This is a genomic window from Paenibacillus durus ATCC 35681, assembly GCF_000993825.1.
Lineage (GTDB): Bacteria > Bacillota > Bacilli > Paenibacillales > Paenibacillaceae > Paenibacillus_AQ > Paenibacillus_AQ durus_B.
Genome location: NZ_CP011114.1, coordinates 2,245,803 through 2,260,425, shown reverse-complemented (window position 1 = coordinate 2,260,425; position 14,623 = coordinate 2,245,803). Strand labels below are relative to the sequence as shown.

13 protein-coding genes are annotated in these 14,623 nt (G+C 51.9%); 11 read left to right on the top strand and 2 right to left on the bottom strand.

Features of this window, described 5'->3' with window-relative positions:
* The first annotated feature begins 198 nt into the window (after positions 1–198).
* The 11 genes from hutH to VK70_RS10260 all read left to right on the top strand — a co-directional run bounded on the left by hutH (position 199) and on the right by VK70_RS10260 (position 12,503).
* Entirely contained in the window at positions 199–1,725 is a 1,527-nt protein-coding gene (hutH, locus tag VK70_RS10310) for a histidine ammonia-lyase (RefSeq protein ID WP_025694021.1), read from the top strand.
* A complete protein-coding gene (hutU, locus tag VK70_RS10305) occupies positions 1,722–3,374 on the top strand; it encodes a urocanate hydratase (protein WP_046723239.1) in 1,653 nt (550 codons plus the stop codon). The genes hutH and hutU overlap by 4 nt, the downstream gene beginning before the upstream one ends.
* Positions 3,375–3,388: 14 nt before the next feature.
* Entirely contained in the window at positions 3,389–4,693 is a 1,305-nt protein-coding gene (gene hutI / locus VK70_RS10300; RefSeq protein WP_025698832.1) for an imidazolonepropionase, read from the top strand.
* 207 nt (positions 4,694–4,900) lie between these two features.
* Entirely contained in the window at positions 4,901–6,709 is a 1,809-nt protein-coding gene (locus tag VK70_RS10295) for an LTA synthase family protein (protein WP_025698833.1), read from the top strand.
* A gap of 287 nt (positions 6,710–6,996) precedes the next feature.
* Positions 6,997–8,169, top strand: coding sequence for a radical SAM/SPASM domain-containing protein (locus tag VK70_RS10290; RefSeq protein ID WP_025698836.1), 1,173 nt, complete (start codon positions 6,997–6,999; stop codon positions 8,167–8,169).
* 25 nt (positions 8,170–8,194) lie between these two features.
* Positions 8,195–9,196: a radical SAM/SPASM domain-containing protein gene (locus VK70_RS10285; RefSeq protein ID WP_025698837.1), complete on the top strand. Its 1,002-nt coding sequence runs from the start codon at positions 8,195–8,197 to the stop codon at positions 9,194–9,196.
* Between the two features lie 18 nt (positions 9,197–9,214).
* On the top strand, positions 9,215–10,204 hold the full coding sequence (gene ahbB / locus VK70_RS10280) for a siroheme decarboxylase subunit beta (RefSeq protein ID WP_051505181.1): 990 nt from the start codon (positions 9,215–9,217) through the stop codon (positions 10,202–10,204).
* Between the two features lie 197 nt (positions 10,205–10,401).
* The gene (locus VK70_RS10275) at positions 10,402–10,827 is read left to right on the top strand and encodes a DMT family transporter (RefSeq protein WP_025698839.1); all 426 of its coding nucleotides are present in this window, start codon (positions 10,402–10,404) and stop codon (positions 10,825–10,827) included.
* Between the two features lie 47 nt (positions 10,828–10,874).
* The gene (locus tag VK70_RS10270) at positions 10,875–11,573 is read left to right on the top strand and encodes a Crp/Fnr family transcriptional regulator (RefSeq protein WP_025698840.1); all 699 of its coding nucleotides are present in this window, start codon (positions 10,875–10,877) and stop codon (positions 11,571–11,573) included.
* Positions 11,574–11,587: 14 nt separating this feature from the next.
* Entirely contained in the window at positions 11,588–12,100 is a 513-nt protein-coding gene (locus tag VK70_RS10265; RefSeq protein ID WP_025698841.1) for a DMT family transporter, read from the top strand.
* Position 12,101: 1 nt separating this feature from the next.
* Positions 12,102–12,503, top strand: coding sequence for an NUDIX hydrolase (locus VK70_RS10260; protein WP_025698842.1), 402 nt, complete (start codon positions 12,102–12,104; stop codon positions 12,501–12,503).
* 71 nt (positions 12,504–12,574) lie between these two features.
* Here the strand turns inward: VK70_RS10260 and VK70_RS10255 are convergent, their stop codons facing one another.
* On the bottom strand, positions 12,575–13,060 hold the full coding sequence (locus VK70_RS10255) for a DUF6803 family protein (RefSeq protein ID WP_025698844.1): 486 nt from the start codon (positions 13,058–13,060) through the stop codon (positions 12,575–12,577).
* Positions 13,061–13,145: 85 nt separating this feature from the next.
* Positions 13,146–14,561, bottom strand: a complete 1,416-nt coding sequence (gene cls / locus VK70_RS10250; protein ID WP_025698846.1) for a cardiolipin synthase — start codon at positions 14,559–14,561, stop codon at positions 13,146–13,148.
* Positions 14,562–14,623: the final 62 nt, after the last annotated feature.

Below are 14,623 nucleotides of genomic sequence, written 5' to 3'. Positions count from 1 at the left end.
TCCTCCGAATAACCGCCGCGGCCAGCTCATATAGTCTGGTTATGGGAAACGCGGTTCATGGGTTGGAATGAGCAATTACTGCGGCGAGAAGCGATGCCTATAGTTGACAGTCGATTGGGGGCTGTGCCTGGAAAATAAGCTTTCCCGGGCACAGCCTCTTTTGTCTTTCCACTTCATGAGCGTGAAGGAGGGTTTCCGGTGATACGTCTCGATGGCGGGAGTCTGACGCTGGAACAAGTCGCACAGGTGATTTACTCCAAAGAGCAGGTGGAAATCCGTGATGAGGCCTGGGCCAAGATCAAGCGCTCCAGAGCGGTTATCGATTCAATTGTGGAGCAGGGGAAAAAAGTCTACGGCGTAACTACAGGCTTTGGGAAATTCAGCGACACCGTCATATCGGCTAAAGACGCCGAGCAGCTGCAGATCAACCTGATCCGCAGCCATGCCTGCGCGGTGGGCGAGCCGTTGCCGCCGGATACGGTCAGAACGATGCTGCTGCTGAGGGCCAACGCGCTGGCCAAAGGACATTCCGGCATTACAGCCAGCGTGCTGAAATTGCTGGTGGATGTGCTGAACGCGATGATCATCCCGATCATTCCGTCCCAAGGGTCACTCGGGGCAAGCGGTGATCTGGCGCCGCTCTCGCACTTGGCTCTCCTGCTTGTAGGGGAAGGCGAAGCGCTTTATCAGGGAGAGCGGTTACCGGGGGGAGAAGCGCTGCGCCGCGCCGGCCTGAAGCCTGTCACGCTGAAAGCCAAGGAAGGTTTGGCGTTAATCAACGGTACCCAGGCGATGACGGCGATTGGAGTCATGGCTTATCTGGATGCCCAGCGGCTTGCCCTCCTCGCGGATGGCATTGCGGCGCTGACGCTTGAAGCTTTAAGAGGCATCACGGACGTGTTCGCGCCGGAGTCTCATCTGGTTCGGCCATACCCGGAGCAGCATTTGGTCGCCGGGCGTATTCTAGGCATGCTGAAAGGCAGCTCGCTGACGACTGTGCAGGGTGAAATCCGCACACAGGACGCCTATTCTCTACGCTGTATTCCGCAGGTCCATGGCGCTGTACAGCAGGTGCTTACCTACGTAAAAGAGAAGCTGCTAATCGAGATCAATTCAGCCACGGATAACCCGCTTGTGTTCCCGGATTCCGGGCAGGTCGTTTCCGGGGGCAATTTTCACGGCCAGCCTATTGCGTTCGCGATGGATTTTCTGGGCATCGGCATGGCCGAAATTGCCAGTATTTCGGAACGCCGGATAGAGCGGCTGGTTAATCCGCAGCTGAATGATTTGCCGGCCTTTCTAAGCCCGAGCCCGGGGCTGCAGTCCGGGATGATGATTACCCAGTATACCGCAGCTTCCCTTGTCTCGGAGAATAAGACGCTGGCGCATCCCGCAAGCGTCGATTCGATCCCCTCATCCGCGAATCAGGAGGACCATGTGAGCATGGGCACAACGGCGGCGCGGCAGGCGGCTGCTATTGTCGGCAACGGCTATAAAGTGCTGGCGATTGAAGCGATCTGCGCGGCTCAGGCCGCTGAAATAAGGGGGGCTGAGCGGCTCGCTCCGGCAACCCGGAAGCTGCTGAGCCTGATTCGTTCGGTCGTACCTCAGCTGACGGAAGACCGGTCCTTGAGCAGGGATATTGAGCGGCTGGCGCGCTGTATGAAGACGCAGGATTCGTTTTTGGAAGAAATACAGTCATCAACGGAGGGAGATCTCAAATGACAGAACGCATAATCCGCGCCCCACGCGGCCGGAAATTAAATACGAAAGGCTGGGTACAGGAAGCCGCGCTGCGGATGCTGATGAACAATCTGGACCCGGAAGTGGCGGAGCACCCGGATCAGCTCGTTGTATACGGCGGCATCGGCCGGGCGGCGCGCAACTGGGCAGCCTACGATCGTATCGTTGGTTGTCTCAAGGAGCTTGAGGAGGATGAGACGCTGCTGATTCAGTCAGGGAAGCCCGTTGCCGTGTTCCAGACAACAAAAGATTCGCCGCGCGTCCTTCTTGCCAACTCCAATCTGGTCCCGGCATGGGCGAACTGGGATACTTTCCACGAACTGGATAAAAAGGGACTTATGATGTACGGCCAAATGACCGCCGGAAGCTGGATATACATCGGCACACAGGGAATTGTCCAGGGAACCTATGAGACATTTGCGGAAATAGCGCAGCAGCATTTCAGAGGCACATTGAAAGGCACAATTACGGTAACGGCGGGTATGGGAGGCATGGGCGGGGCACAGCCGCTGGCAGTCACGATGAACGAGGGCGTTATTATCGTTATAGATGTAGACCGCACACGCATCCTGAAACGAATTGGGACGCTGTACTGCGACCAGTTGGCGCCGGACCTTGACGAAGCGCTTGCCATGGCTGCCGAAGCGAAGGCACAGAAGCAGCCTCTTTCCATCGGACTTGTAGGCAATGCTGCGGAAGTGCTGCCGGAAATGATCCGCCGCGGTTTTATTCCCGAGATCATTACCGACCAGACCTCGGCCCATGATCCGCTTAACGGCTACTTGCCGGCAGGACTTACACTGGCAGAGGGGCAGGCGCTCCGGAGAGTTAAGCCGGAACTTTATATCAAGCAGGCAAAAGCTTCTATAGCGGTCCATGTGCGCGCCATTCTCGAAATGAAGAGGCAGGGGGCCGTCGCCTTCGATTACGGCAATAACATCCGCCAGGCCGCTTATGATGAAGGCATAAAGGAAGCCTTTACTTATCCTGGATTTGTCCCGGCTTATATCCGGCCGCAATTTTGCGAGGGAAAAGGGCCGTTCCGGTGGGTGGCGTTGTCCGGCGATCCGGAGGATATATATAAGACCGATCAAGTGATTCTGCAAGAATTCGCAGGCAACGAAAGGCTGTGCAAATGGATTCGCATGGCACAGACACGGGTGGCGTTTCAAGGTCTTCCCGCCCGCATTTGCTGGCTCGGCTATGGTGAGCGTGCCCGATTCGGAAAGATCATCAATAAAATGGTCGCATCCGGTGAGCTTAAGGCGCCCATTGTCATCGGCCGCGATCATCTGGATGCCGGGTCTGTAGCCTCGCCTAACCGGGAGACGGAAAGCATGAAGGACGGCAGCGACGCCGTAGCCGATTGGCCGATCCTGAATGCCCTGGTTAATACTGCTGCGGGAGCGAGCTGGGTATCGGTTCATCACGGCGGCGGAGTCGGCATGGGCTACTCGCTGCATGCGGGTATGGTTGTCGTAGCGGATGGAACGGAAGATGCCGGGAAACGGCTTGAACGCGTGCTGACCACGGACCCCGGCATGGGAATTGCGCGTCATGCGGATGCCGGTTATGAGCTTGCCGTGGACACGGCGAAGAAGAAGGGCATTCATATCCCGGGATTGCATTAAAGGGGGGCTGGAGTATGGGGAGATTAACTTATGTGAAATCTGCTTCCCAACTGATTTGCATGGATGGAGGGCTCGGGCCAAGAACGGGCAGAGGCATGTCGATGCTGGGAATCACCGCGAATGGCAGCGTTGTTATTGAGGATGGTATTATCGTCTTTTCCGGTTCTGACACGCTGGCAGAGCACTATTTAAGTACATGCCAAGATGAAGTTGAAATCATCGACGCTCGCGGTATGGTGGTTACACCGGGACTTATCGATCCTCATACTCATATTGTATTTGCCGGGAGCCGGGAGAATGAGCTGGAGCTGCGGCTCCAAGGTGTAAAATATATCGACATTCTGAAGTGGGGCGGAGGCATTCTGCATACGGCGCGGAGCACAAGGGAGGCGTCGGAAGAAGAGCTGGTACGGCAATCCAGCGTCCGGCTGGATCATTTCCTTCTCCACGGCGTGACCACGATTGAAGCCAAGAGCGGCTACGGGTTAACCCTAACAGATGAACTGAAACAGCTGCGCGCCGCGCGGGCGCTTAACGCCAGTCACTCTATTGATGTAGTTTCGACTTTTATGGGAGCTCATGCGGTTCCCGAAGAGTTCAACAATAACCCTGAAGATTATGTCGATCTCGTTATTAACGAAATGCTTCAGGCTGTCGCCGAGCAGGAATTGGCCGAATTTTGCGATGTGTTCTGTGAACAAGGCGTGTTCAGCACCGTCCAATCCCGCAGGATTCTGGAGGCGGCAGGGAGACACGGCTTCAAATTGAAAATACATGCCGATGAAATCGCGGAGAACTTCGGAGGCGCGGAGCTGGCTGCGGAATTGGGCGCCGTTTCAGCCGAGCATTTGCTAAAGGCTTCGGAGGAAGGGATTCAAGCGCTGGCGAAGAGCGGCACGATTGCGGTGCTGCTTCCCGGCACGGCCATGTTCCTGATGGAGCAGGCCCCCGCTGCCCGGAAAATGATTGAAGCGGGAGTGGCCGTTGCTTTATCCACCGACTGCAATCCGGGTTCATCGCCAACTACCTCAATGCCCTTTATTATGAATACCGCCTGTCTCACCATGAAGATGACCCCAGCGGAAGTATTGACGGCCAGCACGATTAACGCGGCTTATGCGGTTGGCAGAGAGAAAGTAATAGGGAGTATTGAAATAGGCAAGCAGGGAGATCTAGTCCTGTTCGATGCCGACAATTACCGCCAGCTTCAATACTATTATGGGATGAACCTGGTTCATACCGTCATTAAGAAAGGGCAGGTGGTTGTAAAAGGAGGCGTCCTCGTTGATCGGCAACAGCCACTGCCCGGAAGAGGATAGCCGCATCGCCGACATTGAACAGGCGGCTAACGTGCTGCTGGATTTGATCTTTTAAGCAAGTGGGTATAAAAATTAGGCACATAATAGTTTATTTCACAGCCATATTCGGGTGATATTATCCGAGTGTGGTTTTTTTGTTAACTTTAAGCTTTTTTTAAGGAAATAGGCGTATAATGTTTGCTTATATGAACCGAGGAGAGGGTAAGGGTGCGTCATTACATACCCGGCAAACGGCTGGGAATCATGCTGCTGTCTTTTTTGATCGGCGGATTGGTATTGAACTTCATCATGCAGGCCGCTACGTTTGGCATGGATATCGGAAGCGTTTTCGCGTGGATATCGCGGTATTACTGGCTGTATGCGGCCGGCAGCTTGTTCTTTTTCTTCGTTCTGCTCGCTTTTGCGGCAGTTATTCCGAATTTGTATATAGGTCCCTTAATAGCCTTCGTTGCGTGTGTCATTCTTGGCATCGCCGATTATAAAAAGCTGACAACGACGGGGGAACCGCTGTTTCCGTGGGACCTTATGCTGGTCAAAAATGCGGGAGAGATGAGCAAGATTACCAAAGGCATGATTTCGCCGCTCGCGCTTGTGCTGGCTGTGGTGCTCATTGCCGGGCTGATCTATCTGCTGCGCAAGCTTCCCAAGATCAGAATCGGACTGCCGCTACGGGCGGGTTTTACGATTATTTCCGCAACCATGATTGCCGGGTTTATTCTGGTGGTCGGCGGCCAGTCGACGCTTGCAACCTCCATCCACTATCAGAATATTTACTGGGACCAGAAAGTGAATTATACGCAGAATGGATTTTTATTCGCTTTTACAGGTAATCTGAAGCAGAATCTGATGGAGAAGCCGGACAATTACAGCAAGGAAGCCATAACCAAGATCGCTGAAAAATACAACGCGCTTCCAGGCAACGGGACTGCCGCTGCGCCGGACGAGCTTCCCAATATCTTGTACATGATGGACGAAGCTTTTTTTGACCCGACACGTCTTTCTACATTTACTTTCAGTGAAGACCCTTTGAAATTCATCCATCAGGAGGAAAAAGATACGCCGTCCGGCTATATGCTGTCCCCCGAATTTGGCGGCAATACGGCCAATATCGAATTTGAAGCCCTAACGGGCTTGTCGATGTATTTTCTTAAGGACGGCTCCATTCCTTACCAGCAGCGGATCGTGAAAATGTCCTCGCTGCCCTCGATCGTCAGCATCCTTAAAGACAGGGGATACCGGGCGCTCGCGCTTCATCCGTTCGATGAGACATTCTATAACCGGAACAAAGTGTACCCAGTTCTTGGTTTTGACAAGTTTACAAGCCAGAATGATATGACAAATGCGCAGCGCATCACGCCGGACGGGTATATCTCCGATATGGCCGCCGTCAAGGAGGCGGTGCGCGAACTGGACAGCTCCGATCAGCCGACGTTCCTGCATTTGGTTACGATGCAGAATCATTTTCCGTTCGTCAAAGGCCATAACGGGCCGAATACGGTAACGGTTAGCGGCGCTAAGCCCGACCGGAAGGACGAGCTCGAGACGTATGTCCAGGATACGAAACTGACCGATGAGGCGCTCGCCTATCTTGCCGAGGAGCTGAAGTCGATGAAGCGGCCTACGATTGTCGTATTCTGGGGCGACCATCTTCCGGCGCTGTCAGGGGACATCTACACGCAGGCGGGCTGGGATACGAATCCTAGACTGAAGCATGAGACGAAGCTGCTCTATATGGCCAATTTCGATATCGGCAAGCAGCCGGTGGGCACGCTCAGCCCCGCTTTTATCGGGCCGACGGTCTTTGAGCTTTCGGGGCAGAAGCTGCCGGGCTATTACAAGCTGTTGGACAAGGTGAAATCGGAGCTTCCAGGCTTGAGCAAAAATGTGCTGATCGGGCCGTCTGGCATTGTTCCCGGATTAAACGCGGAGCAGCAGGCGCTGCTGGATGATTACCGTTTAGTGGAGTACGACATGCTGGAGGGAGAGAATTACTCGCAGGATTTGCTATTCCAATAGAGGGATTCTACAAAAAAACGGATGCGGCCCACACGGGCTTGGCATCCGATTCTATTTATGCAGGTCCTGCTTCCGAACCGGGATACCTCAAGTCCCGTCCTTCCGAGCTTTGCATATTGCATGCAATCATCCATCCTCTCCATTTGCAGTCATTGGTTGTGACCGATGCCTCTTCCTTTAGCATGAATACGGCACAATAGCAAGATAAAAGCGCATATCCTTATTCTCCCAAGCTATAGTACGATAAAAAAGATTGTATCTAAATTTAGGGAAATGAGGGAGCGGACATGATTAATGTAACGAAACTGCTTACCGGTATGAAGGGAGAAGGCGATGACCTTCGTTATACCATTAAGCCGGGACACAAACCGCATGGCGTTTCCGCAGGCAGAGGGCCAGTCGTCGTATGGAACTCGACACGGGCATGCAACTTAACCTGCAAACATTGTTATGCAAATGCCTGTCCTGCTCATGATCCGGATGAAATGTCTACGGAGGAAGCGAAGGCATTTATTGATGACCTGGCCGCATTCCAGGTGCCGGTCTTGCTTTTTTCCGGTGGAGAGCCTCTGATTCGCAAAGATATATTTGAGCTGATTTCTTATGCGTCAAGCAAAGGGCTGCGTCCGGTAATATCGACTAACGGAACGCTAATCACTACCGATAAGGCGAAAATGTTAAAAGAAGCAGGGATTAAATATGTCGGTGTAAGCCTGGATGGGCTGGAGGAGCGCCATGATGAGTTTCGCGGACGAAAGAGTTCTTTTGAGCAGGCGCTTCAGGGCATCCGCAACTGCCTGTCCATTGGCCAGAAGGTTGGGGTCCGGTTCACAATCAGCAGACATACATATGAAGACCTGGACGGAGTCCTTGATTTGATCGAGCGGGAAAATATTCCGCGGGCCTGCTTCTACCATCTCGTCTATTCCGGCCGCGGGAGCGCCCTGCAGCAGGAGGATGTTACCCATGAGCAGTCCCGGCATGCGCTGGACCGGATTATGGCAAAGACGATAGACCTGCATGGTAAAGGCAAACAGGTTGAGCTGCTTACCGTTGATAACCATGCGGATGGAGTTTATTTATATCAGTGGATTATGGAACACGACCCAGTGCGTGCAGGTGAACTGCTTGAACTGCTTCGAAGAAACGGCGGCAACCGTTCCGGAATAGCCATCGGCTGTGTGGATTGGCACGGCAACGTCTATCCCGATCAGTTCACCAGAGATGTCCAGATCGGCAATATCCGCAAGCAGAAATTCAGCGAGATCTGGCGCGATGCCGCTCATCCGCTAATGGCGGGCCTGCGCGACCGCAAACCGCTGCTGAAAGGACGCTGCAGTGAATGTAAATGGCTGGACGTCTGTAACGGGAATTTCCGGGCCCGGGCTTCGGTAAGCGGTGATTTCTGGGCGGAGGACCCATCCTGTTATTTAAGCGACCGTGAAATTGGAATCGTATAACAAGGGAAAGGAAGGCTGAATACGCATGCTCGTTTCCTGGAATGTGACCAAGAAATGCAACTTATACTGTGAACACTGCTATCGCGACTCCGGGCCGGCATCGCCCGTAGAAGACCAGCTAACCACGGAGGAAGGCACCCGGCTCATTGATCAGATCAAACAGGCCGGATTCAGGCTTCTCATCTTCAGCGGCGGCGAACCCTTGATCCGTGAAGATCTCTGCGAGTTGATCGCATATGCCTCATCCATCGGCCTTCGTCCCGCACTCGGCAGCAACGGTACGCTTCTGACTGCCGCCAAAGCAGCGGAGCTTAAGAAAGCGGGGCTAGGAGGCATCGCGATCAGCATAGACAGCGCCACGCCGGAGTATCATAACCGGTTCAGGAACGCGCCGGAAGGCTGGCAGCAGGCATTGGAGGGCATCCGTTATGCCCGTGAAGCCGGGCTGAGAGTCCAGATTAACATGACCCTGACCGAGAACAATATGGATGATTTCGAGCAGGTGGCTCAGCTTGCGGAGGAGCTGAAGGTTGCCTCTCTGCACCCGTTCTTTCTCGTCCCAACCGGACGAGCCGTCAACATCGAAGAGGAGGGGCTAAAGCAGGAACGCTATTACTCGGTTCTCCGCAGCGTTCTGTCCAAACAGAAATCAACCTCCCTCGAAATCAAACCGACCTGCGCTCCCCAGTTCATGCCGCTTGCGAGGAGCATGGGGCTTGAAATGCGGTACACGCGGGGCTGTCTCGCCGGGGTCGCCTATTGCTCCGTACTGCCGAATGGCGAGGTGCATATTTGCCCGTACCTGCCGGTTAAGGTGGGGAATGTTCGCGAGCAGCCTTTTGATGAAATCTGGAGAGATAATCCGGTATTCCGGGATTTAAGGAACTTCGAGAAATATGAAGGCGAATGCGGCTCCTGTCCGGACGTCGGTATTTGCGGCGGCTGCCGGGCGAGATCGTACTATTACAGTGGCGGCAATTTCATGGCTGAAGAGCCGTGGTGTTACAAAAGATCAGCGGCGCTGTAGGCCGGGGAGGGGGAAACAGTGGAACTGGATGCGTTGGACCGGAAGCTGCTGAATCGGCTGCAGATCGAGCTTCCTCTGGTCAGACACCCTTGGAGCACCATTGCGGAAGAACTGGGATTACACCAGGATGAAATGCTGCTTAGGCTGAAAAGGTTGAAGGAAGAGGGGTTCATCCGGCGGATTGGCGGGGTATTTAATCCGGCGGCGCTCGGATTCAGAGGCTGTCTGTATGCGATGACAGTGAGGGAAGAGCTTTTTTATCAGGCGGCTGCCGTCGTCAACAGCTTCAAAGGCGTTACCCATAACTACCGCCGGCGCAGTCGGCTTAATATGTGGTTTACGCTGAGTTCCCGAACTGAGGAAGAGCGGGGAGCCATTCTTGAAACGATCCGCGAAGCTGCGGGAGGGCCGCGCCTTTATGAGTTTCCCTCCGAGCAGATATTCAAGCTGAAGGTCTTTCTGAATATGGAAGAAAAGGCGGCCGCATCAACGATTGGACCCAGTCTGAACCCGAATTGGGGTACAAGCTTCAAACAGGAGCTATGCAAAATAGAGAATATGGATTTGCTGCTGATCCGCGAACTGCAGGGAGACCTTCCGCTGTCACCCGAACCGTATACCGAGATTGCCTATAGGACAGGATGCAGCTTGGAAGAGGTGTTTCATCGCTTGCAGACGCTGCAGGCAAGAGGAGCGCTCAAACGAATCGGAGCCGTTCTGAAGCATAGGGAGGCCGGGTTTTCGGCCAATGGCCTGTTCGTTAGCGTACTTCCTGAAGAGCATATACCTGAGGCAGGGAAAAGGCTGGCCGGGTATGCGGAAGTCAGCCACTGCTACAAACGCCGGGCGCATCCCGATTGGCCATATAATTTGTACGCCATGATTCACGGACTCAATGAGGCGTCTGTCCGGAAAGTTGCGGAACATTTTGTTCAGCAGGAAGGCATCAAGGAATACGACATTCTGTTCAGTACGGAAGAGCTGAAGAAAACAAGCTTTTCGATCTAACACGCTGCATTTTGAAAAACTCGACGCAGTGATATGACCGGATATCCGGTCTTTTTTTCTTTACGAGAAACGGATGCTTTCCTCCCGTGAGGACGGCGGAGCCGTTTCTTTTTGCATTTAGGACATATGTCCTTCCCAAAAATTTGGAGATATCTTTTAATTAAGATCAGAGCTAACATCAGAGGAGAGGTTAAGAAATGAGAGGGCTGTTATTTGCGTTGTTGGGCGGGGCCTGTATTACGCTGCAGGGAGTGGCCAATTCCCGGATCAGTCAAGATATTGGAACTTGGCAAGCTGCCACAGTTACCCAGTTAACCGGATTTATTATGGCCCTGCTGATCTTGCTGTTCGTCCGGGACGGAAGACGGCAGGGGCTTAGGCAAGTCAAACCGTTATATCTTATTGGCGGCGCGTTTGCGGCTGTCATTATTTTCAGCGAAGTGACGGCCATTCACCAAGTCGGGGTTACCTTTACGATATCCGCGCTGCTGATTGCCCAGTTGTGCCTGACCTTTTTAATAGACTCGAAAGGTTGGTTCGGCGTGGTGAAGCAAAAGATGAAGCTGCCGCAGTTCGTCGGCCTCGGAATGATGATCGCCGGTGTAATCATACTTAAATTTTGATAATATGATTACGCCGCAATTTGAGGGGCTGGAGGTGAATGCGGATAATGAAAGAAATACCGGATCATAAGCAGCTGGACACTTTTTTACAGACTTATCAGTTGGAAACGATATTTAATGAAGCATTGCTGCCGCATTTGTCGCTGTACCGCTTTGATCAGGGTGAACTGATCTGCTCCCAGGGAGAGCCTTCACAGATTTTGTACGTGCTTGTAAAAGGCAAGATTAAAGTATATACCACTTCCGAGGAGGGCAAAACCCTGATTATTTCGTTCAAAAAGCCGATTGAGGTGATTGGGGAAATTGAGTATTTCCAGCATATCCCGATTATCCATACGGTGGAGGCGGTGTCCCCGGTCTATATGGTTGGCGTTCCTTATCGCATGCTTGAAAAATATGGCTCAGACTACCCGCCGCTGTTGAACTTTTTACTGGAAGTCATTACTCGGAAGTTTTATGTGAAGTCCAACTTTTTGAACTTTAATATGATGCATCCGGTGGAGGTCCGGCTGGCCAGCTATCTGCTGTCCGTTTCCTATGACGATTCCGATTCCGAGATTCCGGGGCAGCTTAACAGCTTCCGCCTCATTGATGTAGCGAACTTTATTGGAACCAGCTACCGGCATCTGAACCGGATTATTCAAAAATTATGCACGGAAGGCCTGATTGAGCGCAGCAAAGGATTTATCGTGGTTAAAGACAAGGAAGGCTTAAGCGCGCTCGCTAATCAAAATATTTATGAATAGGAGGCATGCTGCTTATGATTCAAGGGCTGTTACTCGCGCTCGTCGCGGGTTCGCTTGTAAGTATGCAAAATGTGTTTAACAGTAAAGTCAATGAACATACAGGGTCCTGGGCTACAACGGCTTTGGTGCTGGGAATGGGCTTTGCGGCTTCGCTAACTTTTGGCCTGATCTTTGAAGGGGGCCGGCTGTTCAGTCTGGAGCATATGAAGCCTTGGTACTGGATCAGCGGTGCAATCGGGGTGGGTGTCGTTATCTGTCTGACGCTGGGGATCAGGCTGCTTGGTCCTACGTATGCCATCTCCGTCGTTCTAATCTCTCAGCTCGGAAGCGCCCTTTTGTGGGATTCGATGGGCTGGCTCGGCTTAAATAAAGTTCCATTTACATTCAAGCAGCTGCTCGGGGTGCTGGTTATTATCGGCGGAATTTTGGTATTCAAATTAGGAGGCGGGCGTGTGCATCAGGCGGCTTCGGAAGAAACAAACGAGACTTCACCATCCAAAATAAAGAATGAAGCGAGAGGCGCTTAGGATGACAACCGCAATCGATAAAATAGCCTGGATATCCGTGAATCAAGGCCAACTGTTATGCGCCCGTTCCAGGGGCAAAGATATCTTCTACTTGCCGGGTGGAAAAAGAGAGGCAGGCGAGACGGACGCCGATACGCTGCTGCGGGAAATAGACGAGGAGCTATCCGTTCGGATCAATCCCGAAACGGCCACTTACTTCGGGACGTTTGAAGCGGAGGCTCACGGCAAGACTGGCGGGGTTCCGGTGAAAATGACCTGTTACACCGCAGAGTTCGAAGGTGACCTATGTCCGGCTGCGGAGATCGAGGAACTGGCCTGGTTAACCTATAATGACCGGGACCGTGTATCGGCCGTTACACAGATCATTTTTGATAAGCTGCATGAGATGGGGCGGCTCGTCTGATCCTTCTGTACTTTGCAGGTGTAAAACAAAGACTTCGGAGTTCGGCTCCGAAGTCTTTGTTTTATCTCTAATTAATGGTTCATGCCGGCCATTCCCCCCATGATTTCCGGATTGACCATTCCGAATATCATAGCGATATGGGCCACAATGAGAAATCCGCTGACGAGTATAAAATGAAGCTTCAATTTTCCTTCTGCGGAACGGTTGCGGGCGATTAGGCCAAGATCAAGAAGGGCGAGGGGCAGTAAGAAGAATACACCGCTCAAGTAAAATCCTACAGCGACAACGTCCACCCAAGTGTGCCATTCTCCATTTACGGTTAAAGGAATAAACGCGGTTGGGAACAAGTATAGGAATATTCCTGTGAAATACAGTCCTGCCAGAATGCTGCAAATGCGGTTAAAGCTTCTCAGTCCGCCCCGCGTGCTTTTGCCAAAGAGGATAAAGAATTCGGTTACAGTGATCGTTTCGGCAAAGATCACGGGAATGGCCATGAATATAATCAAATTCCATGGCTGATTGTCCGCAAGCAGGGACATGTAGTGCGTCATGCTCATTTTTTGATTTTCCCCCAGTAGATAGATTTAACTTACCTGGCCCATTATATAAAAAATTTATGTGGAATTTATGAAGAACCCAGGCCTAGAATAACGGCGACAGCAGCCGGGCGAAAACAATCTGCATTTTTTGCAACGTGCTTCGCTGTTCGAATTTTGACTGTAAAATTTCCTCGCTCACGCCAAGATCCCGGTAAAAATCCTGTACCAGGCGGTCAACGACCTTCCCGTCAAAAAAGACCGCATTGATCTCAAATTGGTTGCAAAAGCTGCGTATATCCATATTTGCGCTGCCGGAGAGCGCCAAGTCGTCGGAAATCATCAGTTTGGCATGGATGAACCCTTTCTGGTAGCCATAAATCCGTCCTCCCGCCCGCAGCAATTCCTGGACATAGGACAACGTAGCGCAATAAACTATATTTTTATCAGGAACAGCCGGTATAATGATACGAACGTCGACTCCTCTTGAGATGGCCGTTTTCAGAGCCAATAAGATGCCGGGATCGGGAATGAAATAGGGCGTCTCAATAAAAATCCGCTTCTTTGCCGAAACGATGAGGGAGAAAATAAGCTCCAGGATCGTCTCGTCCGGACCGCTCTTTACGATTTGTACAAGCTCATTCCCGCGGCTTTCCTGTACCGGATAATAGACGGGATCGGTAATAACTTGTCCTGTAACCAAGTGCCAATCGGTTAAAAAAGTATATTGGACCCACAAGACCGCATCGCCTTTAATGCTAAAATGAGTGTCCCGCCAATAGCCGAATTTCGAATCTTCCCCCAAGTATTCATCCCCAATGTTCAAGCCGCCGAAAAATCCGATTTTTCCGTCCACCACCACGATTTTACGGTGATTTCGGTAATTGAGCCGTTTATTGAAGAATGAGGTTAGCAGAGGAAAAAAACACCCTGTTTCCACCCCTGCATCCCGCAGCCGTTTTATATACGCTTTTCCTAACCGGCGGCTTCCGATCCCGTCATATAAAAAGCGTACTTTCACCCCTTCCTGCGCTTTCCGGATCAACAATTGCTCAAACCGGACACCGAGATGATCGTCACGAACAATGTAAAACTCCACATGAATATGATGCTCGGAAGCGGCAATTGCATCCATCATTGCTGCAAAGGCTTCCTTTCCTTCGGCGAAAACCATCGTTTCATTGCAAGCCGTAATGGGGGCGACCGGTATATTTTTGAGAATTGCATGTAAATTGTCGTCTTGAGTAATGGTCTTCCCATGCACATTTTTTAGTAGCCGCTGTCTGCATCGGTCAATGAGGTCATCCTTTAATGGGTCCCAATGCCCTTTATTTGTCTGTGGAAGAGCAGGGGGGCAACGGTATTCTTTCGCAACAAATAAATACAGCACGAAACCGATGACCGGAAAAATAAACAAAACAATAAGCCAAACCACCGCTTTGCTCGGACGTTGATATTCGAAGATGATAACGAAAGCGATTTGGATGATAAGCAGCAAGAGAGCCAAAACGATCCAAAGCAATGGTTTACTTCACCTCCTTAAAAGGGCATATATGGAAAAAAGACTCATGCCCGCTTTACAGC

Excerpts from the sequence above, each read along its gene's own strand:
- hutU (WP_046723239.1), top strand. The coding sequence starts at position 1,722 with ATGACAGAACGCATAATCCGCGCCCCACGCGGCCGGAAATTAAATACG.
- hutI (WP_025698832.1), top strand. The coding sequence starts at position 3,389 with ATGGGGAGATTAACTTATGTGAAATCTGCTTCCCAACTGATTTGCATG.
- VK70_RS10290 (WP_025698836.1), top strand. The coding sequence starts at position 6,997 with ATGATTAATGTAACGAAACTGCTTACCGGTATGAAGGGAGAAGGCGAT.
- VK70_RS10285 (WP_025698837.1), top strand. The coding sequence starts at position 8,195 with ATGCTCGTTTCCTGGAATGTGACCAAGAAATGCAACTTATACTGTGAA.
- VK70_RS10275 (WP_025698839.1), top strand. The coding sequence starts at position 10,402 with ATGAGAGGGCTGTTATTTGCGTTGTTGGGCGGGGCCTGTATTACGCTG.
- VK70_RS10270 (WP_025698840.1), top strand. The coding sequence starts at position 10,875 with ATGAAAGAAATACCGGATCATAAGCAGCTGGACACTTTTTTACAGACT.
- VK70_RS10265 (WP_025698841.1), top strand. The coding sequence starts at position 11,588 with ATGATTCAAGGGCTGTTACTCGCGCTCGTCGCGGGTTCGCTTGTAAGT.
- VK70_RS10260 (WP_025698842.1), top strand. The coding sequence starts at position 12,102 with ATGACAACCGCAATCGATAAAATAGCCTGGATATCCGTGAATCAAGGC.
- VK70_RS10255 (WP_025698844.1), bottom strand. The coding sequence starts at position 13,060 with ATGAGCATGACGCACTACATGTCCCTGCTTGCGGACAATCAGCCATGG.